The organism is Streptomyces sp. NPDC045678, assembly GCF_056432085.1.
On sequence record NZ_JBWKJS010000006.1, the window covers coordinates 615604 to 641452 of the forward strand.

Genomic DNA, 25849 nt, shown 5'->3' on the forward strand with positions numbered 1-25849 from the left:
CCGGCTCGTTCCGGTCGGCCGGGGTCGGCGAAGATCGCGCAAAACAGGCGGTTACGCTCGTAGCCATGAAATCCAGCGTGCTGACCCGCTACCGGGTGATGGCTTACGTCACCGCCGTCATGCTCCTCATCCTGTGCGCCTGCATGGTGGCCAAGTACGGCTTCGAAAAGGGCGAGGGCCTGACCCTGGTGGTCTCCCAGGTCCACGGAGTCCTCTACATCATCTACCTGATCTTCGCCTTCGACCTGGGCTCCAAGGCGAAGTGGCCGTTCGGGAAGCTGCTGTGGGTGCTGGTCTCGGGCACGATCCCGACCGCCGCGTTCTTCGTCGAGCGCAAGGTCGTGCGTGAGGTGGAGCCGCTGATCGCCGACGGCTCCCCGGCCACCGCCAAGGCCTGACCTCCAGGGTCTGACTCGTTACCGCCACGGACAGGTCCGTGGCGGTTGGGCATCGACTTTTACTAGGACGTCCTAGTAAATTCGTGGGTATGGACGCTGACGCGATCGAGGAAGGCCGCCGGCGCTGGCAGGCCCGTTACGACAAGGCCCGCAAGCGCGACGCGGACTTCACCACGCTCTCCGGGGACCCGGTCGACCCCGTCTACGGGCCGCGGCCCGGTGACACGTACGACGGGTTCGAGCGGATCGGCTGGCCGGGGGAGTACCCCTTCACGCGCGGGCTCTACCCGACCGGGTACCGCGGCCGGACCTGGACCATCCGCCAGTTCGCGGGCTTCGGCAACGCCGAGCAGACGAACGAGCGCTACAAGATGATCCTGGCCAACGGAGGCGGCGGCCTCTCCGTCGCCTTCGACATGCCGACCCTCATGGGCCGCGACTCCGACGACCCGCGCTCGCTCGGCGAGGTGGGCCACTGCGGTGTCGCCATCGACTCCGCCGCCGACATGGAGGTCCTCTTCAAGGACATCCCGCTCGGCGACGTGACGACGTCGATGACGATCAGCGGGCCCGCCGTGCCGGTCTTCTGCATGTACCTCGTCGCGGCGGAGCGGCAGGGCGTCGATCCGGGCGTCCTCAACGGCACGCTCCAGACCGACATCTTCAAGGAGTACATCGCGCAGAAGGAGTGGCTCTTCCAGCCCGAGCCGCACCTGCGCCTCATCGGCGACCTCATGGAGCACTGCGCGCGCGACATCCCCGCGTACAAGCCGCTCTCCGTCTCCGGCTACCACATCCGTGAGGCCGGGGCGACGGCCGCGCAGGAGCTCGCGTACACGCTCGCGGACGGCTTCGGGTACGTGGAGCTGGGCCTCTCGCGCGGCCTCGACGTGGACGTCTTCGCCCCCGGCCTCTCCTTCTTCTTCGACGCGCACGTCGACTTCTTCGAGGAGATCGCGAAATTCCGGGCGGCCCGCCGCATCTGGGCGCGGTGGCTCCGGGACGAGTACGGGGCGAAGACCGACAAGGCGCAGTGGCTGCGCTTCCACACGCAGACGGCGGGTGTCTCGCTGACGGCGCAGCAGCCGTACAACAACGTCGTCCGTACGGCGGTCGAGGCGCTCGCCGCGGTGCTCGGCGGCACGAACTCCCTCCACACCAACGCACTGGACGAGACGCTCGCGCTGCCGAGCGAGCAGGCCGCGGAGATCGCGCTCCGTACGCAGCAGGTGCTGATGGAGGAGACGGGGGTCGCGAACGTCGCCGACCCGCTGGGCGGCTCCTGGTACATCGAGCAGCTCACCGACCGCATCGAGGCCGACGCGGAGAAGATCTTCGAGCAGATCAAGGAGCGGGGGCGGCGGGCCTGCCCCGACGGGCAGCACCCGATCGGGCCGATCACGTCGGGCATCCTGCGGGGCATCGAGGACGGCTGGTTCACCGGCGAGATCGCCGAGTCCGCGTTCCAGTACCAGCGGTCCGTGGAGAAGGGCGACAAGCGGGTCGTCGGCGTCAACTGCCTCGAAGGCTCCGTCACGGGTGACCTGGAGATCCTCCGCGTCAGCCACGAGGTGGAGCGGGAGCAGGTCCGGGAGCTCGGTGGCCGGAAGGGCCGTCGGGACGACGCGCGGGTCCGCTCCTCCCTCGACGCCATGCTGGCCGCTGCGCGGGACGGGTCGAACATGATCGCGCTCATGCTGGAGGCGGTTCGGGCGGAGGCGACGCTCGGGGAGATCTGCGGGGTGCTTCGCGATGAGTGGGGCGTGTACGTGGAGCCCCCGGGCTTCTAGCCCGGTTCGCCCGCTGGGTGGGGCTGGGGGCTGCCCGTGCGTTGTCTTCCGCGGGCCGGTGGGGGTTGCTCGCGCAGTTCCCCGCGCCCCCGGGCTACCCGGGGCAGGCTCGTCGGAGGCGTGCCCCGTCAGGGGCGCGTGTACCTGCGCGGCCCGCCCCCACGGGCCGCAGACGGGTACGAGACGGGCGGTGGGGACAGGGGCGCGGGGAACCGCGCGAGCAACCCCCACCCGGCCGCAGACGTACGCACCGCGGAACCGCGGAGAGCGGTTGACGGACCCCCCGGCCGGGGGGAGCGAATTCGTAGGTTTAAGGTCCTGGGGTCAGGGCAGGGGCCCGGGCGGCCAGCGACCCCCGCCCCAGGAGAATCCGTGAGCTCGACCGGTCACGCCCGCACCGCCGCCCTCGCCATCGGTGCCGCCACCTGCACCGTCCTCGGCGCGCTGCTCGTGGGCGGCTCCGGCGAAGTGAGCGCGAGCCCGCCGCCCGAGCCCAAGGTGCAGGACGACTTCGACTCCCTCGGCCCCGAGGTGCGTGCCGCGAAGCTCTCCGACGGGCGTACCGCCCACTACTCCGACACCGGCGAGAAGGACGGCAAGCCCGTCCTCTTCATCGGCGGCACCGGCACCAGCGCCCGCGCCTCGCACATGACGGACTTCTTCCGTACGACCCGCGAGGACCTCGGCCTGCGCCTCATCTCCGTGGAGCGCAACGGGTTCGGCGACACCGAGTTCGACGAGAACCTGGGCAAGGCCGACTTTGCGAAGGACGCCCTGGAGGTCCTCGACAAGCTCGGTGTCGACGACGTGTCCGTCGTCGCGATATCCGGCGGCGGCCCCTACGCCGCCGAGCTCGCCGCCCGCGCCCCCGAGCGGATCTCGCAGCTGCACCTCGCCGCCGCCCTGCCGCCGTACGGCGCGGAGCCCGAGTACTGCGGCCTCTCCGACGACGCGCTCTCCGAAGCCGTCAAGGACCAGATCAAGGACCCGCGCACGTGGTGGGCCTTCCCCGACGACAGCCCCGTCAAGTCCATCCCCGGTTTCGCCGACACGGCGTACGAAGAAGGGGCGCGCACGTACAACCAGCGCGGCCAGCAGGCCGACCCCGCGCCCCAGGTCCACGAGCAGAAGCTGTACTGCGGGCGCCCCGGCCCCGACCTGTCGAAGCTCGACGCCCCCGTCTACCTCTACGGCGGCAAGAAGGACACCACCGTGCCGCCCGCGACCCTGAAGACGTGGCAGAAGGAACTGCCGGGCACGGCGAAGGTGCGCTCGTACGCCGACTCCGGGCACGACGTGCAGTACCGGCACTGGGACCAGATCCTCGTCGACCTGGCCGGGCACGGCGACCGCACCGTGGTCTGCAAGGGCGACCACACGCGCGTGCTCGTCGCCCGCGAGGCCGACCGGCTCGTCGCCAAGGGCAAGGCCACGCTCGGCAGCTGCGCCTGGCAGAAGGGGAAGTAGGCCAGTATTGAGCTCCTCAGGGAGCCGGCAGTGCCAGGCGGAACAGCGCGCCGCCCCCCGGTGCCCGTTCCGCCGTCAGCTCCGCCCCGTGCGCGTGCGCGATCTGACGGGCCATCGCGAGGCCGAGGCCCGAGCCCGGCAGGGCGCGCGCCTTCTCGGCGCGGTAGAAGCGGTCGAAGACGTACGGCAGGTCCTCCTCCGCGATGCCGGGCCCGTGATCGCGCACGGTCAGCTCGGCGCGGGTCAGGACGACCTTGACCGGGCCGCCCGGCGGGCTGAACTTGGCCGCGTTGTCGACGAGGTTGGTGAGCAGCCGGGACAGCCGCGCCGGTACGCCGGGCACGCTGAGGTCGGCCGCGTCCGGCGCCACGTGGAGCTCGAAGGAGACCGCGGGCCAGTGGCCCCGCGCCGCGTCGACCGTGTGGGCGGCCAGCGGGGCGAGCCGTACCTCTTCGAGGAGTGGTTGCGGCTCCGCCTCCCGCGCCAGCTCGATCAGGTCGTTGACCAGACCGGTGACCTCGCGCAGCTGACGGGCGAGCGCGCCGGACGCCCGGTCCCGCTGGGCGTCGGTCAGCCGGTCCGCCCGTGCGAGGAGTTCGGCGTTCGTGCGCAGCGCGGTCAGCGGGGTGCGCAGCTCGTGCGAGGCGTCGGCGACCAGCCGGCGGCGGGCCGTGACGGACTCCTCCAGCTCGGCGAGCATCGTGTTGAACGAGGTGGCCAGGCGGGTCACCTCGTCCTCGTGGCCCGCGCGGGCCGCCCGGCCCGGCGGGAGTTCGATGCGGTGGCGGGCGTCGCGCGTGGCGGCGATCCGCTCGGCGGTGGCCGTGAGGCGGGTGATCGGCGCCAGGCCGGTGCGGGAGACCCAGTAGCCGCCGAGCGCGGAGAGCAGCACACCGGCGCCGCCCACCGCGGCGAGCAGCGACGCGGCCTGGCTGACGCCGCGCTCGGCGATGTCCGCGCGCAGGGCGACCTGCACGGCCTCGCCCTCCTTGCCGAACGTGGTGGTGTACATGCGGCCCGGCTTGCCCCCGGGGAGCGTGATGTTGGCGTAGTAAGGCGGCCTGTGGCCCTCGGCGACCGCGCGCGTCACCCCCGACACGGGCAGCAGATACGGCTTCGACGGGTCGTCCGCCGCGTCCGCGGGGACGATCTGCGAGCAGGCGGGCGCGCCGAGGAACCGGCACTCGCCCGTCATGACGCCCGGCCCCTCGGAGCGGTGCTGCTGCGCGATCAGCGTCGCCGACTGCGCGAGGTTCTGGTCGAGCTGCTGGTACAGCTTGTAGCGGATCACGAAGAACGCGGCGGCGCACACCCCGATCGCCACCACGGCCACGGCGGCCGCCGCGACCACCGCGAGGCGGGTCCGCAGCGGCCTGCGCCGCCGCCACCGCGCGCCCAGCCTGCGCCGCGCGCTCACGGGGAGCCCAGCCGGTAGCCGACGCCGTGCACGGTGTGGACGAGGCGGGGCTCGCCGCCCGACTCCAGCTTCCGGCGCAGGTAACCCACGTACACGGCGAGGGAGTTGGAGTCGGGGCCGAAGTCGCGGCCCCACACCGCCTGCTGGATCAGCTCGCGCGGCAGGACCTGGCCCGCGTTGCGCAGCAGCAGTTCGAGCAGGACGGCCTCCGTGCGGCTGAACTCGACCCGCCGCCCGCCGCGCCGGCCGGTGCGCGTCGCGGGGTCCAGGACCAGATCGCCGTACGCGAGGTCGTCGCCGTCGTCCGCGGCACGCTCCGGCGTCGCGCGCCGCAGCAGCGCCCTGACCCGCGCCACCAGCTCGTCCAGCGCGAACGGCTTGACCAGGTAGTCGTCGGCGCCCGCGTCCAGGCCGTCGACGCGCTCGCTCACCGAGTCCAGGGCCGTGAGCACCAGGACCGGCGTGCGGTCGCCCGCCGCGCGCAGCTGACGGCAGACCGCGAGGCCGTCCATGACCGGCATCAGGACGTCCAGGACCACCAGGTCCGGCTGCCAGCGGGCCACCGCCGTGAGCGCGCGGTGGCCGTCTGCCGCGCCCCGCACCTGGTGGCCCTCCACCGTCAGGGCGTCCTCGACGGCGGCGCGGACCTCGGGATCGTCGTCGACGACGAGGATGCGGTGCGCCGTCCCGCCCGCGCCCGGCGGGCCGCCCTTACTGGTCACGCTCGTGAAGCTCATGAACCAAAGGTGCCAAACGCGGCTCTTAAAACCCTCTTAGACCGTCGCGTGAAGCTCCACAGCCATGCGAACCTCTCTCTCCGTCGTGATCGGCGCGGGCGGCACCGGTGGGCACATCTATCCCGGACTCGCCCTCGCCGACGCGCTGCGCCGGGCCGTACCGGGCGCGGTGATCTCCTTCGTCGGCACCGAGCGCGGCCTGGAGACCCGGCTGATACCCGACGCCGGGTACCGCCTCCACACCGTCGACATGATCCCCTTCGATCCGTCGCTCGGCGCCCGCCGCTATCTGCTCCCCGCCGCGCTGGTGAAGTCCGGCGCCCAGTGCCGTGCCATCCTGCGCGAGCAGGGCGCGCAGGTCGCCGTCGGCATGGGCGGCTACCCCAGCGCCCCCGTCATCGTCGGCGCCCGCATGGCGGGGCTGCCGAGCCTCATCCACGAGTCCAACGCCGTACCGGGCCGCGCCAACCGGTTCGCCGCCCGGCTCACCCCGAACATCGCCGTGGCCTTCGACCGCAGCCGCGCCCACCTGCCGGGCGGCGACCGCGCGCACACCACCGGCATGCCGATCGCGGCGCCGCTCGCCGCGCTCGACCGGGCCGCGCTGCGCCCGGAGGCCCGGCGTGAGCTCGGCGTGCCGCCGGGCGCCCGCCTGATCCTCTTCAACGGCGGCAGCCTCGGCGCGGCCCGCCTCACGGCGGCGGCGGTCGGCCTCGCGGCGCGGTGGCGGGAGCGGAGGGACGTACACCTCCTCATCAAGACCGGGCCCGCGGCCCTGGAGGAGACGCGGGCACGGCTCGCCGCCGAGGGCGGTGACGCGGTCGCCCGCGCCGTCCCCTACCTCGACCGCATGGACCTCTCCTACGCCGCCGCCGACCTCGTCGTGTGCCGCGCGGGCTCGGCGACCGTCGCCGAACTCGCCGCCACCGGCGTCCCCGCCGTCCTCGTGCCCTACCCGCACGCGCCCGGCGACCACCAGACCCACAACGCCCGGGTCCTCTCCGACGCCGGCGCGGGCCTCCTGCTGCCCGACGCCGAGACCACCGCGGACCGGCTCGCGCGGCTCGTCGGCCCGCTCCTCGCGGATCCGGTGCGGCTCGCCGCGATGAGCGGCGCCGCCGACCCCGGACCGCACGCCCGCGCCGCCGACCTGCTCGCCGAGCGGGTCCTCGGACTCACCCACCCCACGTCCCACCTGGAGTACGCATGAGCAGCCTTTCCCACCAGGACTTCTCCTGGCGGAACCGCACCGTCCTCGTCACCGGCGCCGAGGGATTCATCGGTTCGACACTCGTCGACCAGCTCCTCGAAGCGGGCGCGAAGGTCCGTGCGTTCGTGCACTACAAGCCGTACGCGGAGAAGGGGCACCTGGCGCATCTCCTGGGCGACCCGCGGGTCGAGATGATCGCCGGAGACGTACGGGACCCCGGGCGCGTGATGGACGCGGTCGCCGGCTGCGACACGGTCTTCCACCTCGCCGCGCTGATCGGCATCCCCTACTCGTACGACTCGCCCGGCGCGTACGTCCAGACGAACGTCGTGGGCACGGAGAACGTCGCGGAGGCGTGCCGGCGGCACTCCGTGCGGCGCCTGGTGCACACGTCCACGAGCGAGGTGTACGGGACCGCGCTGACGGCGCCGATCAGCGAATCGCACCCGCTCCAGCCGCAGTCGCCGTACTCCGCGTCGAAGATCGGCGCCGACATGATGGCGCTCTCGCACTGGCACGCGTTCGAGCTGCCGGTGACGGTGGTGCGGCCCTTCAACACGTACGGTCCGCGCCAGTCGGCCCGTGCCGTCATCCCCACGATCCTCGCCCAACTGCACGCGGGCGCGCGGGAGATCAAGCTGGGATCGCTGACGCCCACGCGGGACTTCACGTACGTGACGGACACGGCGCGCGGCTTCATGGCGCTGGCGGTCGCCGACCGGGCGCTCGGCCACGCGGTCAACCTCGGTGTGGGCCGGGAGATCTCCATCGGCGACCTCGCGGAGGCGCTGATCGCGGCGTCGGGGCGGGAGGCGTCCGTGGTCGTCGACCCGGCGCGGCTGCGGCCTTCGGGGAGCGAGGTGGAGCGGCTGCTGTCGGACAACTCCCGGGCGCGGGAGTGGGCCGGGTGGGCCCCGGCCGTCTCTCTTGAGGAAGGGTTGAAGCTGACCTCGGAGTGGGTTGCCGAGAACCTGCGGCTGTTCGCTCCCGAGCGGTATCAGGTGTGAGCTTCGGCTGCGGGTCGTGGGGGCCGGTCGCGCAGTTCCCCGCGCCCCTTACGGGGCGCCCCCACCTTTCACGCCTGCGCCGCGGCCGCCGCGAGCCCGCCGAGCAGCAGCAGCGTGAACCGCCTTGCCCACTCCTCGTCCACCGGTTCCGCGCTGACCAGGGCGCGGTGGACCACCGCGCCCGCGATCACGTCGAAGATGAGGTCGGCGGTGCGGCCCGCCGAGACCGCGTCGGGCTCGGCGGGGAGTTCGCCGCGCTCCTGGGCCCGTTTGCGGCCCGCGAGGACGAGCCGCTTCTGGCGGTCGACGATGGACGCGCGGATGCGGTCCCGCAGCGGCTCGTCCGTCGTGGACTCCGCGACCACCGCCATGAGCGCCGTCTTCGTCTCGGGTCGGCCGAGCAGCACCGCGAACTGCAGGACCACCCCCTCGATGTCCGCGGCGAGGCTGCCCCGGTCGGGCAGTTCCAGCTCGTCGAAGAGTTCCGCCACCGCGTCCACGACCAGCTCGCTCTTGCCGGCCCAGCGCCGGTACAGGGTCGTCTTGGCGACGCCCGCGCGCGTGGCGACGGCGCCCAGCGTCAGCTTGGACCAGCCGAGTTCGACGAGGCCCTGCCGGGTCGCCTCCAGGATCGCTGCGTCGGCGGCCGCGCTGCGCGGGCGGCCGCCGGTGCGGGCGGGAGGCGTGGGGGACGACGACGTACGGCTCTGCATGGCGGCGACCATACCGGTCAGTACGGAGGCGTTCGGGGTGCCGAGTGAGGGAGATCACCGGAAGGGGCCTCCCCAGGCCCGGCGGAGGACAGTTACGCTACGACCCGTAGCGAAAGCCACGAGCGGAGCGACGAGCGAAAGCCGTGAGCGAACGCCACGAGTGACAACCACACGCAGCACGACCATCGACCCGGGGTGGGGACCCCGGGCCGGCGACCGGTCCGCCGGTCTTCACAGGGACTTGAACCGTGCCGCCCCTGACCCCGCAATCCGGCGGAGGGTCACGGACGGGCACGGTTCCCGCACGGCTTGGGGGAGGATGTACTCATGCAGCCACGGAACATGTCCATGAGCGGAGTCGTCGACCTCGCCGCGGTGAAGGCGGCCCAGGAGGCCAAGGCGAAGGCGGAGCAGGCGCGCGCCGAAGCGGCCCGGCAGGGCGGGGGTGCGGCGGGTGCCGCGATCTCCCCGGCCTCCCTCGTCATCGATGTCGACGAGGCGGGCTTCGAGCGCGACGTCCTGCAGCGCTCCACCGAGGTCCCGGTCGTCATCGACTTCTGGGCCGAGTGGTGCGAGCCGTGCAAGCAGCTGGGCCCCCTCCTCGAGCGACTCGCGCAGGAATACAACGGCCGTTTCCTTCTTGCCAAGATCGATGTCGACGCGAACCAGATGCTGATGCAGCAGTTCGGGGTCCAGGGGATCCCGGCTGTCTTCGCGGTGGTGGCCGGACAGGCCCTGCCCCTCTTCCAGGGTGCCGCCCCCGAGGCGCAGATCCGCCAGACCCTGGACCAGCTCATCCAGGTCGGTGAGGAGCGCTTCGGTCTGACCGGCCTGGTCGTCGACGCCGACGCGCAGGGCGAGCAGGCCCCCGCGGCGCCGGAGGTGCCGGCCGGTCCGTACGACGCCCTGCTCGAAGCGGCCGTACAGGCGCTGGACGCGGGCGATCTCGCCGGTGCCGTGCAGGCGTACAAGAACGTGCTCAGCGACGATCCCGCCAACACCGAGGCCAAGCTCGGCCTCGCCCAGGCCGAACTGCTCCAGCGCGTCCAGGGCCTGGACGCGCAGGCGGTCCGCAAGGACGCGGCCGACCGTCCCGCGGACGTTCGGGCGCAGATCGCCGCCGCCGACCTGGACCTGGTGGGCGGCCATGTCGAGGACGCCTTCGGGCGGCTCATCGACACGGTCCGGCGCACCGCGGGCGACGACCGGGACGCGGCGCGGGTGCGGCTCCTCGAACTCTTCGAGGTCGTGGGCGGCGAGGACCCGCGTGTGACGTCGGCGCGCACCGCGCTCGCCCGGGTGCTCTTCTGACCCGGGTCCGACCCGAGCGCCCCCACCCCGGCCGGTCCCCTCTCCCGGCCCCCCGGCTGACCAGTCCCTAAACGCGGGGCCCTGTGATGCCGGAGTGAAAAGTCTGTTCCCAGGCGACACAGTGGCCGCACTTTGCCAAAACTTGGCAAATGCGGCCACTGTTACTCCCAGTAAGACATCGGCTTCCCTCTGCGTGGATACGTCCGATGATGCCCCGTTCTGCGACACCACTCGGGGCCACCGTCCGTGCCCGACCGATGCCGCCCGGTCGCGCATCGGTTATCCGGCCGTTACTAGCCAGTAACGAACCCCCTTGTGCGGGGGCCGAGAATGCACCACGATCGGCCACGCTCGGTCCGTTGACCCGTAGCCCGAAAGCCAGTCGGGAACGGGCCTTTCGGGTCCCCACCGAGCAGGCCGGTGACGCCGTCGCCGGTCTGGACAGGGGGGTCTCTGCCGTCACCGGCAGGGCCTGTCCGCGAGGTTGTGCGTGATGCGTCAGGCGCGACCAGTGGTTGTCGCTCGGGGGTGATCGCCGGTGAACGTGGTGCGGTTGCGCGCCTCCGATGCGGGCGCTCTCCTTCCCGAGGACGTAGCACTTCTCCCATCCCTGCCCGGCTGAGCCGCCCGAAAGGGAGCAGTCAGGGCCGGAGATGTACGTCCGAGAAGGAGGAAAGTCATGGAATCTGTGGCTCGTGGCGGAACCAGATGGAAGCGGTTCGCTGTGGTCATGGTGCCGAGCGTCGCGGCTACCGCCGCGATAGGCGTCGCCCTCTCGCAGGGCGCGCTCGCGGCATCGTTCAGTGTGTCCGGCCAGTCGTTCAAGGTCTCGGCCGACAAGCTCGACGGCCGCGGAATGGTCCAGTACGGCGGCGTTGACGTCGGTGTCGACATGGAGGGCAAGAAGGCCGCCCACCCCGTGTCGGTCTCCGCCTTCAAGAAGGCCAAGATCACCAACATGTGTCAGTCCGTCGTGACGCACATCCCGGTGATCGGCGACGTCACGCTCCAGCTGAACGCGGGCGGCGGCAAGAAGCCCGTCGAGGCCAAGAACCTGTACATCGACGTGGCGCAGCTCGATGCCGACGCCGAGTTCAGGAACATCAACATCGGTGTCGCCGCCGGGTCCTCCACCAAGGGCCCCGGCATGAAGGGCGGCAAGGAGCAGGCGAACCCGAACGGTTTCGCCCAGGAAGCCGACCGCGCCATCCTGAAGGACATCGAGCAGACGGCCTGGGCCACCAGCGCCGGCACCTTCAAGCTGAGCGGCCTCAACATGAAGCTGCACAAGGGCAAGAAGGAGTGCTTCTAAGCACTCGCTGAGCCCTTGACCCGCCGGTTCGTCAGGGCGGGGCAGGGGCAGCGGCTGGCCGGGCGGGCGGGGAGATCCATTCTCCCGCCCGCCACCACAGAGCTTCACCGAATTCACGTACCGCCGGTTCCAAGGAGCTGTTTTCCCATGAGCGCCAAGTCACCGGGGCCGAACGACCACTTCCTCAACGTCTACCGCAGGAAGTTCCGGGACTGGCGGGGCGGCCGCCCGTTCTGGGCGGGCCTCCTCACCATCCTTGGCGGCGTGCCGATCGCCTACCTGCCCTACGGCAACATCAAGCTCGGCAACCTGACGCTCGCCCTGGCCACGACGGCGGGAGCGGGTTCGCTGATCATCGGCGTCCTCCTGATGGTGCTCGGTCTGACCATGTGGTTCCAGGTGCACACGCGCGTCTTCGCGGGTGTCGCGGCGATCCTGCTCGCCCTGGTGTCCCTGGTCGTCTCCAACATCGGCGGCTTCCTCGTCGGCTTCCTGCTCGCACTGATCGGCGGCGCCCTCGGCATCGCCTGGGGCGAGCCCGGGAGCATGCCCGCGAAGGGCGCGAAGGGTGTGAGGGCCGCGAAGGGGCGTACGGAGAAGGAGTCCGAGCCCGCGGTCGCGGGCGGCCCGAACGGTGTGGACGGTGCGAGCGCTACCGACGATCTGTCAGCAACGAGCCCGGTGGACGGGACGAACGGGAGGCACCGTGCAGGCTGACGAGGTGCACCACGACGACTCCGCGGGGGAGTCCCGTGCGAGATCCGGGCCGCGTCACGCGGCCCCCAGGAAGCCGCTGCTCACCCGTCTGCAGATGCCCGCGGGCAAGGCGATAGCCCTCGCGGCCATGCCGAGTGCGGTGCTCATGGGAATGGGCCTGACGCCCACGCTCGCGCAGGCCAAGCCGGGCGTCCCCAAGAACCCCTTCCGGGACGGCCCGTGTGTCACGGCGCCGGACGACGCTTCCAAGGACGTCGAGAAGGAAGCGAAGGACGCGAAGGACGCCAAGGACGCGAAGGACGCCGAGGACGCCAAGAAGAAGGCCGAGCAGGACGAGGCGGCCAAGGACGAGGCGGGCAAGGACTCCACCGAGCCGGCTCCCTCCTCCTCCGCGGACACGGACGCGAAGACCGGTTCGGGCGGAACCGGTGCTGACGACGGGGCCGACGCCACCGCGCCGTCCTCGGGCTCCGGGGACGCCGGGGACAAGGACACGGCCAAGGAGCCCGAGCCGGACCCCACACCCTCCAAGACCAAGAACCCCTGGGACCCGCTGGGTGTGGGCGACGCGCTGAAGGACGTCTTCACGCCCGACAAGCCGGACGACAAGGCGGACGACAAGCCGGACGACGAGCCCGCCGGCTCCGACGCCGACAAGCCCTCGGCCAAGACGCCGTCCCCCTCCACCTCGGAGGAGACCAAGTCCCCGGAGGACAAGGCCGAGGACACCGTCAAGGACACGACGGACAAGGGCACCAAGCCGGTCGAGGACGACGCCGACGAGCTCAAGGACAAGGCCGACGAGCTCAAGGACAAGGCCGAGGCCGACGAGTCCGAGAAGCCCGAGGAGTCCGCGGACCCCATGGCTCCGGACGCGGACGGCAAGAAGCCGTTCCCGTGCGTGGTCGAGAAGAAGGTCGACGGCGACGCCGAGCAGACGCCCGTGCCGATCCCGGACGACCCGTGGGAGCTGGAGGCCAGCTCCCTGCTCCTCAAGGGGCTCGACTACAAGGGCGTCGTGAACCTGACGACGGCCGGCGGCAAAAAGAAGCAGGCGCTGAAGTTCACCGTCGACAACGGCACGGACATCGGCGACCTGCACCAGATCGCCCCCGGCCCCGACGGCTCGAAGTACCACATCAGGGCGGACGAGGGCTCCACGTCCACGATCCGCGACGGGCAGACGATCATGTACACGGAGCGGCTCCAGGGCAACCTGTTCGGGCTGATCCCGATCGTCTTCGACCCCGAGCACCCGCCGCCGCTGAACGTCCCGATCGCGTACTTCACCAAGGTGAAGGTGTTGCAGGCCGCGCAGTTCGGCGGCACCCTGACGGTGCCCGGCCTGGAGCAGACGATCGACCGCTAGCGACCGCTCATGACGAACGCCGAGGGCGCCCCCTTTCGCAGGGGGCGCCCTCGGCGTTCGTACGGGGGAGCGGCGGTCAGTCGCGCTCGCCGCCGCCCAGGTGGTGCACCCGGACCATGTTGGTGGTGCCGGGGACGCCGGGGGGCGAGCCCGCCGTGATGACGACCGTGTCACCGTCGTTGAAGCGGTTGAGCTTGATCAGCTCGGCGTCGACGAGCTCGACCATCGCGTCGGTGTTGTCGACGTGCGGCACGACGTAGGTGTCCACGCCCCAGCTCAGCGTGAGCTGGTTGCGGGTCGCCTCGTCCGTGGTGAACGCCAGGATCGGCTGGGCCGCGCGGTAGCGGGAGAGGCGGCGGGCCGTGTCACCGGACTGGGTGAACGCGACCAGCGCCTCGCCGCCCAGGAAGTCCGCGATCTCGCACGCGGCACGGGCCACCGAACCACCCTGCGTACGCGGCTTCTTGCCCGGCACCAGCGGCTGCAGGCCCTTGGAGAGCAGCTCGCCCTCGGCGGCCTGCACGATCTTCGACATCGTCTTGACGGTCTCGATCGGGTACGCGCCGACGCTCGACTCCGCCGACAGCATGACCGCGTCGGCGCCGTCCAGGATCGCGTTGGCGACGTCGGACGCCTCGGCGCGCGTGGGGCGCGAGTTGGTGATCATCGACTCCATCATCTGGGTCGCGACGATCACCGGCTTGGCGTTGCGGCGGCACATCTCCACGAGGCGCTTCTGCACCATCGGGACCTTCTCGAGCGGGTACTCGACGGCGAGGTCGCCACGGGCCACCATCACGGCGTCGAACGCCGCGACGACGCCCTCCATGTTGGCGACGGCCTGCGGCTTCTCCACCTTGGCGATGACGGGGACCCGGCGGCCCTCCTCGTCCATCACCTTGTGGACGTCCTTGACGTCGCCTGCGTCGCGCACGAAGGACAGGGCGACCATGTCGCAGCCCATCTTCAGGGCGAAGCGGAGGTCCTCGACGTCCTTCTCCGACAGGGCGGGCACGTTCACGGCCGCGCCGGGCAGGTTGATGCCCTTGTGGTCGGAGATGACACCGCCCTCGACGACGATCGTCTTCACGCGCGGTCCGTCCACCTCGACGACGCGCAGCTCGACGTTGCCGTCGTTGATGAGGACCTGGTCGCCCTTGGAGACGTCGCCGGGCAGACCCTTGTAGGTCGTGCCGCAGATGGACTTGTCGCCGGGGACGTCCTCGGTGGTGATGGTGAACTCGTCACCGCGCACCAGCTCGACGGGACCCTCGGCGAAGGTCTCCAGACGGATCTTCGGGCCCTGCAGGTCGGCGAGGACGCCGATGGCACGGCCGGTCTTCCCGGCTGCCGCACGGACGCGGTCGTACCGCCCCTGGTGCTCGGCGTGCGTGCCGTGGCTGAAGTTGAATCGGGCCACGTTCATGCCGGCCTCGATCAGCGAGACGAGCTGCTCTTCGGAGTCGACGGCGGGGCCCAGCGTGCAGACGATTTTGGAACGGCGCATGGGGGCGATCCTATCGGTTTGTTTCGCTACGGAATATTCCGTCTGGTGGAATCTACAAATGGGCGGACGGGCGCTCAGGCGTTGCGGTCACTCACCAATGCGTACGTCTGATCGGCGATCTCCAGTTCTTCGTCGGTGGGCACCACGGCGACGGCCACGCGCGCGTACTCCGGCGAAATGAGACGGGCTTCGTCGGAACGTACGGAATTGAGTGCGCCGTCCACCGCGAGACCCAGCTCCTCCAGGCCCGCCACCGCCGCTTCCCGCACCGGAGCGGCGTTCTCGCCGACACCGGCCGTGAACGCGATGGCGTCCACCCGGCCGAGCACCGCGTAATAGGCGCCGATGTACTTCTTCAAACGGTGGATGTAGATGTCGAAGGCGAGAGTCGCCTCCTCGTCACCGGCGTCCACACGGCGCCTGATCTCCCGCATGTCGTTGTCGCCGCAGAGACCGATCAGGCCGCTCTTCTTGTTCAGCAGAATGTCGATCTCGTCGATGGACATTCCGCCGACCCGGGCGAGATGGAAGATCACCGCCGGATCCATGTCACCGGAACGGGTACCCATCACGAGCCCCTCCAGTGGCGTGAGTCCCATCGACGTGTCGACGCAACGACCACCCCGCACCGCACTCGCCGAAGCGCCGTTGCCCAGGTGCAGCACGATGACGTTGACGTCCTCGGGGGCCCTGCCGAGCAGCGCGGCGGTCTTGCGCGAGACGTACGCGTGGGACGTGCCGTGGAAGCCGTAGCGCCGCACGCGGTGCTCGTCGGCGGTCCTCACGTCCATCGCGTAGCGCGCCGCGGACTCCGGCATCGTCGTGTGGAACGCGGTGTCGAAGACGGCGACCTGCGGCAGGTCGGGGCGGAGCGCCTGGGCGGTGCGGATGCCGGTGATGTTCGCCGGGTTGTGCAGCGGCGCCACCGGGACCAGGCGCTCGATCTCCTTCAGGACCGCGTCGTCGATCACCGTCGGCTCGGTGAACTTCAGACCGCCGTGCACCACCCGGTGGCCGATCGCGGCGAGCTCGGGGGAGTCCAGGCCGAGCCCGTCGGCGGACAGCTCGTCGGCGACGGCCCGCAGCGCCTGCTCGTGGTCGGCTATCGGCTCCTCGCGCTCACGGGGCTCGGCGCCGCCGCCGGTCAGCGGGGTGTGCTTGAGCCGGGAGGTCTCCTCGCCGATCCGCTCGACCAGGCCCACGGCGAGACGTGAGCTGTCCCGCATGTCGAGGAGCTGGTACTTCACCGACGACGAGCCGGAGTTGAGGACGAGTACGCGCGTGGCGGTCACTGATGGAGGCGCTTTCTGTGGGGGGTGGGTGGTCAGGCGGTGGGCGCCTGGGGCTGGGCCTGGGACGGGACCTGGGACTGGATCGCCGTGATGGCGACGGTGTTGACGATGTCCTGGACGAGCGCACCCCGGGACAGGTCGTTGACCGGCTTGCGCAGGCCCTGGAGGACCGGGCCGACGGCGATCGCGCCGGCCGAGCGCTGCACGGCCTTGTACGTGTTGTTGCCGGTGTTCAGGTCGGGGAAGATCAGCACGCTGGCCTGGCCCGCGACCTCCGAGTCGGGCAGCTTCGTGGCCGCGACCGACGGCTCCACCGCGGCGTCGTACTGGATCGGGCCCTCGATCTTCAGGTCCGAGCGCTGCTCGCGCACCAGCTCGGTGGCCTCGCGCACCTTGTCGACGTCGGCGCCCGAACCGGACGTGCCCGTCGAGTACGAGAGCATCGCGATGCGCGGCTCGACCCCGAACTGCTCGGCGGTGGTCGCCGACTGCACGGCGATGTCCGCGAGCTGCGGGGCGTTCGGGTCCGGGTTGACCGCGCAGTCGCCGTACACGAGGACCTTGTCGGCCAGGCACATGAAGAACACGGAGCTCACGATGGACGCGTCCGGCTTGGTCTTGATGATCTCGAAGGCCGGGCGGATGGTCGCCGCCGTCGAGTGCACGGAGCCCGACACCATGCCGTCGGCGAGGCCCTCCTGCACCATCAGCGTGCCGAAGTAGTTCACGTCGGCCACCACGTCGTACGCGAGCTCGACGGTGACGCCCTTGTGGGCGCGCAGCTCGGCATAGGCGGCGGCGAAGCGGTCCCGCAGCTCGGAGGTCTGCGGGTCGATGAGTTCGGAGTCGGCGAGGTCCACGCCGAGGTCGGCGGCCTTCTTGCGGATCTGCTCGACCGGGCCCAGCAGCGTCAGGTCGCAGACGCGGCGGCGCAGCAGCACGTCGGCGGCGCGCAGCACCCGCTCCTCGGTGCCCTCGGGCAGCACGACGCGGCGCCGGTCGGCACGGGCCCGCTCCAGGAGCTTGTGCTCGAACATCATCGGCGTGAGGCGGTCGCTGCTGGGCGCGGAGACGCGCCTGAGGAGGTCCGCGGTGTCGACGTACCGCTCGAAGAGGCCGAGGGCGGTCTCCGCCTTGCGGGGCGTCGCCGCGTTCAGCTTCCCCTCCAGGGCGAAGAGCTCGGCCGCGGTGGGGAAGGAGCCGCCGGAGACCGCGACGACGGGGGTGCCCGGAGCGAGCCGGTCGGCGAGGGTGAGGATCTCCTGGCCCGGCTGCTCGTTCAGGGTCAGCAGGACGCCCGCGATGGGCGGGGTGCCGGCGCTGTGCGCGGCCAGCGAGCCCACCACGAGGTCGGCGCGGTCGCCGGGGGTGACGACCAGGCAGCCCGGAGTCAGGGCGTTCAGGAAGTTGGGCAGCATGGCGCCGCCGAACACGAAGTCCAGGGCGTCGCGCGCGAGCCCCGAGTCGTCGCCGAGCAGCACGCGGCCGCCCAGCGCGTGGGTGATCTGCGCGACGGTCGGAGCGGAGAGCGCGGCCTCGTCCGGCAGGACGTAGCAGGGCACGGGGAGGCGGGCGTCGAGGCGCGCGTGGATCTCGTCCCGGTCGGCCGGGGCGACCCGGTTGGTGACCATCGCGAGGACGTCGCAGCCGAGCGAGTCGTACGCGCGGTAGGCGTTGCGCGTCTCGGCGCGCACCGACTCGGCGGTCTGGTTCTTGCCGCCGACCACGGGCAGCACGGAGGCGCCGAACTCGTTGGCGAGCCGTGCGTTCAGCGCGAGCTCGTCGGGCAGCTGGGTGTCGGCGAAATCCGTGCCCAGCACGAGAACGACTTCATAATCCCTCGCGACCCGGTGGAACCGGTCGACGAGCTGCGAGACCAGTTCGTCGGTGCCCTGCTCGGCCTGGAGCGCGGACGCCTCGTGGTAGTCCATGCCGTACACGGACGCGGCGTCCTGCGAGAGCCGGTACCGGGCGCGCAGCAGGTCGAAGAGGCGGTCGGGGCCGTCGTGGACCAGTGGCCGGAAGACGCCCACCCGGTCGACCTGTCGGGTGAGAAGCTCCATGACTCCCAGTTCGACGACCTGGCGGCCGTCGCCCCGGTCGATGCCGGTCACGTACACGCTGCGCGTCACGCGTGCTCTCTCCTTCTTCGGGGTCGGGTGGACTTCTTCGAGGTCGGGTGGTCTTCGTCGGGGCCGGGCGGACCCTTCGCCGCCCCGAGTCGGACAAAGTACCCGATATCGCGGCTGTGTCCTCTTGACAATACCTCTGCGGCTGATTACGTCGCCCGCCGGACGAAAGGCCCGGCGGGCCCGGTACCAAGGTCCCTGCCCGGTCCCTCCCCAAGTCCCCGCCCCGCCGTCGGACACACATCCGTCGGACATGTGTGAGCGGCGACCCCCCTTCGGCCGTGGAACAATCGGACCGGCTCACAAGTACCAGCAGCGAGCAGGAGACACAGCGCGATGCGTATCGGAATTCTCACCGCGGGCGGCGACTGCCCCGGCCTCAACGCAGTGATCCGGTCGGTCGTGCACCGCGCCGTGACGCACTACGGCGACGAGGTCATCGGCTTCGAGGACGGCTACGCGGGCCTGCTCGACGGGCGGTACCGCGCCCTCGACCTGAATGCCGTCAGCGGCATCCTGGCCCGCGGCGGCACCATCCTCGGCTCCTCCCGCCTCGAGCGCGCACGCTTCCGCGCGGCCTGCGACAACGCCAAGGAGCTCATCGAGCGCAGCGGCTTCGACGCGCTCGTCCCGATCGGCGGCGAGGGCACCCTGACGGCGGCCCGGATGCTGTCCGACGCGGGCGTGCCGGTCGTCGGCGTCCCGAAGACCATCGACAACGACATCTCCTCCACGGACCGCACCTTCGGCTTCGACACGGCGGTCGGCGTGGCGACGGAGGCGATGGACCGCCTGAAGACCACGGCGGAGTCCCACCAGCGCGTGATGGTCGTCGAGGTCATGGGCCGCCACGCGGGCTGGATCGCCCTGGAGTCCGGCATGGCCGGCGGCGCGCACGGCATCTGCCTGCCCGAGCGCCCCTTCGACCCGTCCGACCTGGTCGCCATGGTCGAGGAGCGGTTCTCGCGCGGCAAGAAGTTCGCGGTGATCTGCGTCGCCGAGGGCGCGCACCCGCAGGACGGCACGATGAACTACGGCAAGGGCGCGATCGACCAGTTCGGCCACGAGCGCTTCCAGGGCATCGGCACGGCGCTCGCGTACGAGCTGGAGTCCCGCCTCGGCAAGGAGGCCAAGCCGGTCATCCTGGGCCACGTCCAGCGCGGCGGCACCCCCACGGCGTACGACCGCGTCCTCGCGACCCGCTTCGGCTGGCACGCGGTGGAGGCGGTGCACCGCGGCGATTACGGCAGGATGACGGCGCTGCGGGGCACGGACATCACGATGGTGCCGCTGGCGGAGGCGGTCACGGAGCTGAAGACGGTCCCGAAGGACCGGATGGACGAGGCGGAGTCGGTCTTCTAACTCCGCGGGTCGGGGGCGGGGCCGGGGCTGGGGATGGGGCCCGGGCCCCGGGTCAGACCTGGCACCTCGGACCTCGCATCTCGGACCTCAGCCCCGCCCGCCGCGAATCAGCCCCGCCGCCGCGGATCACCCCCGCCCGCCGCGGACCAGCCCCCAGAAGTGCTCGAGGATCCGCTCCAGGAAGTCCCGCCCGGCTTCCCCGGAGGCGTCCGAACCGGCGCCGCCGCCCCAGCTGAGGGTCCGCGCCATCCGTGACTGGTAGTCCTCGTGCATCTGCCGCAGCACGTCCTCGACGTGCCGCTTCTCCAGGGGCAGCAGCTTGCTGACGGGCCGCACGTACCCCTGCCAGCGGGTGCTGACGGCGCTGCGCAGCAGCTCGGCGAGCTGCTCCGCACGCCCGGTGACGGTCACGAAGTCGGGCGTCGACAGCTGGAGCACCTTGGCGAGGGCGGCGGACTGCCGTTCGTTGCCCCGCCACGTGTCGGTCTCCTCCATCCGCAGATACGCCTGGATCTCCACGCCCGACCCGCGCGCCACGTCCTCCGGCGCGAGCCCGCGCGCTATCCGGTGCTCGCGCAGGGTCCGCGCGGCCCCCATCAGCTCCCCGGGCGAACACCACAGCGTCGCGGCGAGCGCGGTGAGCTCGGCCGACGTGGGCGAGGAGAGCCCGCGCTCCCAGGAGGCGATGGTGTCTGCGGTGATGTAGGCGAGCCCGTAACTGGCCCGCATCCCATAGGCGACATGCCCGTGCGCCATCCCGAGCGCCTCCCGAAGACGCCGGGCGGCGGGGAAGTCGAAGGGAGGGGTGGGCTGCTGGGGTTGGTGCGGCGGCTGGCTCGATCGGCTCGGTTGCACGGGCACACGGTAGGCGGCTGTGGGGGTGGTGACTACGGTGTGTTCCTACGAGGTTGCGGAATGGTGGGAAGGTACGGGGGTGTCACCGGGCGGCCAGCGTGTCCTCCAGAGCGTGGGCATACTGGCGATAGCGGTCGCGGGCACCGGGCAGGGCCGACGAATCCGGCCGAAGGATCTCGGCAAGGAATGCCACGCGCCACATGCCGAAGACGGCTCCGGCGCCCGACTCCGGGTCGCCGCCCGCGATGCGTACCGCGATGCTCAACGCCTCGGTGACCAGCGGAGCCCCCTCGGCAGCGTTCGCGCCCCGCGCGATCGTGGCGTTGACGAGAGCTTGCAGGAATCGAGTGAGCTGCAGGTCGGCCCCCATCCGGCTCATGCGCCGGACCGCTGCCGGTTCGCCCAGACGCGGCGACACCTCTTCGTATCCGCCGGACGACAGGAGCAGGGACGGCACGGCGACGGCGTGATCGCGCGCGTATCCCAACTCGTCGAAGATCAGCATGGTTTCAGGGCTGAATCCACCGGCGTCCCGGACCAGCGCGAGGACATGCGCGAGGTCCTCCCGGCACTCGTCCACGAATGCGCCCACCGAGACATCGGCAAGCGACCACGAACCCGCCTGAACGACAGCACCAATCTCCACGATCCCGCCGAGCGGACCGAAAATCTCGCGGCCCAGCACGCTTTGCGACACGTTCTCCCTCAACTCCCCTGCCCGACTCAGAAATTACCCATGAAGTGCTGCATGATCGCTTCGCTCTGCGGCAGTACGCGTGGCCCGCCTCTGTTGAGGACGTCTACGCCCTCGGGGGTGTTCACGAAATACTCCGGAAGGTTACCCGCAGGTCCGCTGTGGTTGCGAAGCACGCTGTCGGCGAACTCCCGGGGGACTTCGACCCGTACGACATGGCCTGAAGGGCCCGCGTACTGCGTTGCGGCCCTGTTGAAGTCGTCGGTCAGGTACACGCCCGCGTCCGGTGTGTAGTCGCGCTGGTCCCGGATGGACTGGGGCAGGGAGAACTGATCCCCGTGCCAATTCTGTGAGCCGTGATAGAGAACAACCGTTTCACAGGCCGAGAGCCCGAACGGGTCGATCTGTCGAAACGGGTTGGTGACGTACCCGTAAGGGTCGGGTGCCGGGGCCAGACCGAGTGGGTCAAGCGTGCTGTAACGGGCGGTCTCCGGGTCGTAGTAGCGCTGGTAGTTGTAGTGCAGCCCGGATTCCGGGTCGAAGTACTGGCCGGGGAAGCGTAGGGGGGTGTACGCACTGCTGCGGGCCGGCCAAGCCGTGAGGCCCCAGACTGTCCTGCGAGCCTGCCACGCGGTTGTTCCCTGCTCATCGATCAGTTCCGTCGGGGTGCCGACGAGGTCGGTGACGACGGCGAAGAAGCGGGTGTCAATCTCCTCCTGAGTGGCTTCGGCGATGAGCCTCTCCGTCTGGGCGATGGGGCGCAGTCCGTCGTAATCCCATGTCAGGACGACATCGTGCGACAGATCCGCTGCCCTGGTGCACTGTTCGGCAACGAGGGGCCCGTCCCAGGTGAATTCGGTCCTTTCCGCCACGGCGAAGTCGTCCGCCATGCGTACCTTGGCTGTACGGCGGCCCAGCGGGTCATACTCATAGCGCCAGACCGTTCCGTCGGGCGTGGTGACCGACGTCAGCCGATCTTCGGCGTCCCATGAGTAGCGCCAGATGTCCGGCTTCCTGGACAACCGGGTCCTGCGGCGGAGCACGACACGGCCGGCATCGTCGTACTCGTAGTGCACCGCGCCCGCGCCGACGAGGCGATGGCCCCGGTGGGCGCGGGCTCCAAGGGCCTCCTGACCGGGGTGGCGCTCCGGCCAGTGCGCCGACGCCTGACGGCCCGCTCCGTCGTATGTGTATGTCTCCGTCCAGTCCTGTGCCCGGACTCCGGTGACACGGCCTGCCGCGTCAAGCCCGAGGGTGACCTCGCCGAGGTGAGGGTCGGTGATGCCGACGAGATGGCGGTCCGGCCGGTAGTCGTGAGCGCGGTGGAGGACGGGGTGGTCCGACGCCGTGACCGTCTGTTCGAGCGGTCGGCCGAGTGCATCCCATGTCTGCGCGATCGCAAGAGAGCCGCCCACGACGCGTTCGGTCTCCCGGCCGCACGCGTCGTAAGAAATGGACACGGCACGTCCTGATGAGTCCAGCGCGGACATTCGGCCCAGCGCGTCGTAGGAGTGGTGAGTGGAGGCGCCCTTCGGCGTGGTGCGCCGGAGGCGTCGTCCCATGGCGTCATAGGCGAACGAGAGCAGCCTGCCATTGACCCGCTCGGCCAGCACTCGGCCGTTCCTGTCGTGTTCCCAGGTCACTTCGCAGTCCGGTCCCGCGGCGCCCACCAGACGGCCGACCGGGTCGTAGGAGAAGGTGCTGACCTGCCCGTCGACGCTCTTGGTACGCGGTCGGCCCAGTGTGTCGTAAGAGAGGGCGACGGTCTGCCCGGCCGCATTCGTGCGCTTGACCAAACGGCCCAAGGGATCTCGCGTGTATCTGGTCCGTTGCTCGTCGAAGTCGCTTTCGGCCACCAGGTGCCCGGCCGCGTCATAGGTGTAGTTCCAGGTGAGACCGAGAGGATTGGTGACCTGGACGAGCCGCAGAGAGGCGTCGTACTCGAACTCGTGGCGGATTCCGTCCGGACCTGTTCGCGCGCGGACCAGGTCGAAGTGGCTGTATTCGTACGTGGTGGTTGCGCCGCCGGGATTCGTGTGGCGAAGACAGTTGCCTTCGCCGTCGTACTCCCAGGACTCCTCCGAACCGTCCGGGGCCAGCATGCGAGCCATGCGGCCCTCGGTGGTCCACCACAGTTGGGTCGTCGAGCCCACCGGGTCGGTCGCACGGGTGAGGCGGCCGAACGCGTCGTATGCGCGGTGCACACGGTCCCCCAGCGCGCTGATGATCTCGACGTGAAGCCCGGCGGCGTTACACCGGACCGTGGTGGTGGCGCCGAGCGGATCGGTGACTGAAGTGAGGCCGCCCTTCTCGTCGTAGGTGAACCGGGTGGTCGCACCATCGGGGCCGATCAGTCCGAGACGGTTGCCCCGCTCGTCATAGACGTGTTCCCAGCACGCGCCGTCCGCCGTCACCACCCTGACGGGCAGGCAGAGTTCGTTGTACTCGGCACGAGCCTCGGTGCCGTCGGAACGGGTGACCGTGAGCGGCTGACCGTGAGCGTTGTTGGTGAATGACGTGGTCTTCCCGAGCGGGTCGGTTCGGGACAGGAGGTGGTGATGCCGGTCGTACGTGCTCCACGTGACCGCGTCGTTCCCGTCGATCTCTGCGACGACCTGGCTGTTGCTGTTGACGAGGAAGCGGCTGACGTGCGCCTGCGCGGAGGTGACGGTGGTGATGTGCAGGCCTGGCCACGCCGCGTCGGTGCCGTCGTAGGCGAAGGCATGGGCGAGGTGGCCGGCCTGGCCGCCCTGGGCGACACAGCGGTTCTGGTCGTCGTAAGCGTAGTCGTAGCGGCTGTGATTGGTATCGGTCCACGAGGTGAGGCGTAGCCGCTCGTCGTACGTGAAGCGCAGTGGCTTTCCCGACGAGTTGACGACTTCCGTGAGATTGCCGTCGATGTATCCATACCTCTTGATCACGGCATCCGAGCCGTCCTCGTCTCCGCCCACGAGGGAGAGCGCCGTGACACGCCCCTCGTCCACTGAAAGCTTCAAGTGGTAGCCACTGGAGTGGCGCAGGGCGATCGGGAAGCGGTGCTCGTCGTATTCGAAGTCGATGGTGTTGCCGTTGCGGTCGCTGACGCACTCGATGCGCGCGACACCGGCCTCGGGAGCGGTGAAGCGGTGGTTGTGTCCGCTGAGGGGGTCCTCGATCCGGTAACCGCCGTCGGGCAGCCGCGTCAGGGGCCGACGGGGGCCGACCTCAGGCAGAACGGGCAGGTCGGGCAAGCGGGGGTGGGGGTAGGAGAGAAGCATGCCGTCCTCGGTGACGAAGACGATGCCTTGCTCGTCGACTTCGAGGTGCTGGTCGACGGTAGAGGACCAAGACGGGCCGAACCATTGGCCGGTGCGGTAGTCGGAGGCGGCGCGGCGGGTGAACGCGAGCGGGAGAGTGCCGGGCAGGGTCACGTCGGTCTGGGCCAGGAACATCTGCCCCGTGGCCGCGTCCACCGGGTCGCCGCACCCTTTGACCGTGTTCTTCACCCGGTTGTAGGCCCCCTTGGCACCGTTGGCGATCGTCTCGCGGCCGGACTTGGCGAGCCCGCGGACGCTGTTGGCCATGCCCTTGAGCCCCATGCCCTTGAGGCCCTTGAGTCCCTTGCCGAGTTTGGCGGCGGTGGTGAGGCCCTTCATGCCGGGCACGCAGTCCAAGGCGGCGAAGGCGACGTCGAGAAGGCCCGCTTGGCCTTTCGCGTATTTGTTGAGTGTGTCTGCGAGGACGATCACCGCTGCCACGATGACGATGGCGGCGAGGATGGGCCCGCCGATGATCATCGCGATGACGCCGACGACGGCGACGACGACCTTGCAGACGGCGACGATGGTGTCCCAGTTGTCGGAGACCCAGTCGCCGACCTCCTCCCACCACTTGCGGTTCTGGATGCCCGCGTCGGAGGCTTCGTCGATCTTCTTCTTCGCGGTCCCGGCGGCCTCCTCGCGCATCTTGCGCGCGTCGGCGGCCATCTTCTTCGCCGCTTCGAGCGCGCTCTTGGCGGAGTCGACATCGCCCTGCGCGGACTTCTGGGCCTTCTCCGCGGAGTTCGCGTTGCGGGTCGCGGCGCGGACCTTGTCCTCGTCCGGCTTGGGGACGTCCTTGCCGCCGCCGGGCTTGTCCTTGTACTTGTCGGCTTCCTTGCCGGCCTTCTCCACCCAGGAATCGGCCGAGGTGAGACGGGACTTGGCGCTGCTGAGGTCGGCCTGGGCCTCGCGGCCCCTGACCAACGCCTTGTCGGCCAGGGACTGGGCGCGCTCCAGCTCGGGCCAGTACGCGGACAGCGCGTCGCCCGCCATCTCGTAGGACTTGCGGAGCTTCTTCAGCTTGCTCGGGGCGTCCTCGAACTTCTCCGTGAACGCGTCGGCGGTCTTGCCCACCCACTTCAGGATGGCCTCGTCGCCCGCCATCCCCTTGATGTCCCGAAGGACCCTGCCCACGTCGTCCGCGAAATCGTGCAGGTTTTTGGCGAGCGACCGCACCCGGTGCGGGTCCCCTGGTGTCGGATCCTTCTCCAGATCCAGTACGTGCCAGTCCGACGGCCGATGGCCCCCCATACGACTTCCTCC

General features: G+C 70.5%; 19 protein-coding genes. 10 read left to right on the plus strand and 9 right to left on the minus strand.

Going from position 1 to position 25849, the window contains the following annotated elements; all coding sequences use genetic code 11:
- Positions 1-65: 65 nt before the first annotated feature.
- The 3 genes from AC07DO_RS23875 (at position 66) to AC07DO_RS23885 (ending at position 3655) form a co-directional block, all read left to right on the plus strand.
- On the plus strand, positions 66-398 hold the full coding sequence (locus AC07DO_RS23875; RefSeq protein ID WP_471425659.1) for a DUF3817 domain-containing protein: 333 nt from the start codon (positions 66-68) through the stop codon (positions 396-398).
- An 89-nt stretch (positions 399-487) separates the two neighbouring features.
- Positions 488-2188 carry an acyl-CoA mutase large subunit family protein gene (locus tag AC07DO_RS23880; RefSeq protein WP_479062376.1) on the plus strand — a complete coding sequence of 567 codons (1701 nt, stop codon included), beginning with the start codon at positions 488-490 and terminating at the stop codon, positions 2186-2188.
- A gap of 372 nt (positions 2189-2560) precedes the next feature.
- Complete coding sequence (locus AC07DO_RS23885) at positions 2561-3655, plus strand: alpha/beta fold hydrolase (RefSeq protein ID WP_479062378.1); 1095 nt, start codon at positions 2561-2563, stop codon at positions 3653-3655.
- Positions 3656-3671: 16 nt separating this feature from the next.
- On the opposite strand, the gene AC07DO_RS23890 is transcribed toward AC07DO_RS23885, so the two are convergent.
- Both AC07DO_RS23890 and AC07DO_RS23895 read right to left on the minus strand, forming a co-directional pair.
- Positions 3672-5072 carry a sensor histidine kinase gene (locus AC07DO_RS23890; protein ID WP_479062380.1) on the minus strand — a complete coding sequence of 467 codons (1401 nt, stop codon included), beginning with the start codon at positions 5070-5072 and terminating at the stop codon, positions 3672-3674.
- Positions 5069-5809, minus strand: a complete 741-nt coding sequence (locus tag AC07DO_RS23895) for a response regulator transcription factor (RefSeq protein WP_479062382.1) — start codon at positions 5807-5809, stop codon at positions 5069-5071. The genes AC07DO_RS23890 and AC07DO_RS23895 overlap by 4 nt, the downstream gene beginning before the upstream one ends.
- 64 nt (positions 5810-5873) lie before the next feature.
- On the opposite strand from AC07DO_RS23895, the gene AC07DO_RS23900 reads away from it, so the two are divergent.
- A complete protein-coding gene (locus tag AC07DO_RS23900; RefSeq protein ID WP_479062384.1) occupies positions 5874-7019 on the plus strand; it encodes a UDP-N-acetylglucosamine--N-acetylmuramyl-(pentapeptide) pyrophosphoryl-undecaprenol N-acetylglucosamine transferase in 1146 nt (381 codons plus the stop codon).
- The gene (locus tag AC07DO_RS23905) at positions 7016-8026 is read left to right on the plus strand and encodes an SDR family NAD(P)-dependent oxidoreductase (protein WP_479062386.1); all 1011 of its coding nucleotides are present in this window, start codon (positions 7016-7018) and stop codon (positions 8024-8026) included. The genes AC07DO_RS23900 and AC07DO_RS23905 overlap by 4 nt, the downstream gene beginning before the upstream one ends.
- A gap of 68 nt (positions 8027-8094) precedes the next feature.
- On the opposite strand, the gene AC07DO_RS23910 is transcribed toward AC07DO_RS23905, so the two are convergent.
- A complete protein-coding gene (locus AC07DO_RS23910; protein ID WP_479062388.1) occupies positions 8095-8739 on the minus strand; it encodes a TetR/AcrR family transcriptional regulator in 645 nt (214 codons plus the stop codon).
- Between the two features lie 327 nt (positions 8740-9066).
- Between AC07DO_RS23910 and AC07DO_RS23915 the strand changes: the two genes are divergently transcribed.
- From AC07DO_RS23915 to AC07DO_RS23930, 4 genes are all read left to right on the plus strand, one after another.
- A complete protein-coding gene (locus tag AC07DO_RS23915) occupies positions 9067-10050 on the plus strand; it encodes a tetratricopeptide repeat protein (RefSeq protein ID WP_479062389.1) in 984 nt (327 codons plus the stop codon).
- Positions 10051-10729: 679 nt separating this feature from the next.
- A complete protein-coding gene (locus AC07DO_RS23920; protein ID WP_479062391.1) occupies positions 10730-11362 on the plus strand; it encodes a DUF6230 family protein in 633 nt (210 codons plus the stop codon).
- 147 nt (positions 11363-11509) lie between these two features.
- The gene (locus AC07DO_RS23925) at positions 11510-12079 is read left to right on the plus strand and encodes a DUF6114 domain-containing protein (RefSeq protein ID WP_479062393.1); all 570 of its coding nucleotides are present in this window, start codon (positions 11510-11512) and stop codon (positions 12077-12079) included.
- On the plus strand, positions 12069-13448 hold the full coding sequence (locus AC07DO_RS23930; protein ID WP_479062395.1) for a hypothetical protein: 1380 nt from the start codon (positions 12069-12071) through the stop codon (positions 13446-13448). The genes AC07DO_RS23925 and AC07DO_RS23930 overlap by 11 nt, the downstream gene beginning before the upstream one ends.
- A 76-nt stretch (positions 13449-13524) precedes the next feature.
- On the opposite strand, the gene pyk is transcribed toward AC07DO_RS23930, so the two are convergent.
- From pyk to pta, 3 genes are all read right to left on the minus strand, one after another.
- Positions 13525-14955, minus strand: coding sequence for a pyruvate kinase (pyk, locus tag AC07DO_RS23935; protein ID WP_479062397.1), 1431 nt, complete (start codon positions 14953-14955; stop codon positions 13525-13527).
- A 74-nt stretch (positions 14956-15029) separates the two neighbouring features.
- Positions 15030-16247, minus strand: coding sequence for an acetate kinase (locus tag AC07DO_RS23940; protein WP_479062399.1), 1218 nt, complete (start codon positions 16245-16247; stop codon positions 15030-15032).
- Positions 16248-16279: 32 nt separating this feature from the next.
- On the minus strand, positions 16280-18379 hold the full coding sequence (gene pta / locus AC07DO_RS23945; RefSeq protein ID WP_479062400.1) for a phosphate acetyltransferase: 2100 nt from the start codon (positions 18377-18379) through the stop codon (positions 16280-16282).
- A 333-nt stretch (positions 18380-18712) separates the two neighbouring features.
- On the opposite strand from pta, the gene AC07DO_RS23950 reads away from it, so the two are divergent.
- Complete coding sequence (locus AC07DO_RS23950) at positions 18713-19738, plus strand: 6-phosphofructokinase (RefSeq protein WP_479062402.1); 1026 nt, start codon at positions 18713-18715, stop codon at positions 19736-19738.
- A gap of 126 nt (positions 19739-19864) precedes the next feature.
- Here AC07DO_RS23950 and AC07DO_RS23955 read toward each other — a convergent pair whose 3' ends face one another.
- The 3 genes from AC07DO_RS23955 to AC07DO_RS23965 form a co-directional block, all read right to left on the minus strand.
- Complete coding sequence (locus AC07DO_RS23955; RefSeq protein ID WP_479062503.1) at positions 19865-20494, minus strand: XRE family transcriptional regulator; 630 nt, start codon at positions 20492-20494, stop codon at positions 19865-19867.
- A 181-nt stretch (positions 20495-20675) separates the two neighbouring features.
- Entirely contained in the window at positions 20676-21290 is a 615-nt protein-coding gene (locus tag AC07DO_RS23960) for a hypothetical protein (RefSeq protein ID WP_479062404.1), read from the minus strand.
- 26 nt (positions 21291-21316) lie between these two features.
- Positions 21317-25837, minus strand: a complete 4521-nt coding sequence (locus tag AC07DO_RS23965) for a DUF6531 domain-containing protein (protein ID WP_479062406.1) — start codon at positions 25835-25837, stop codon at positions 21317-21319.
- Positions 25838-25849 lie beyond the last annotated feature (12 nt).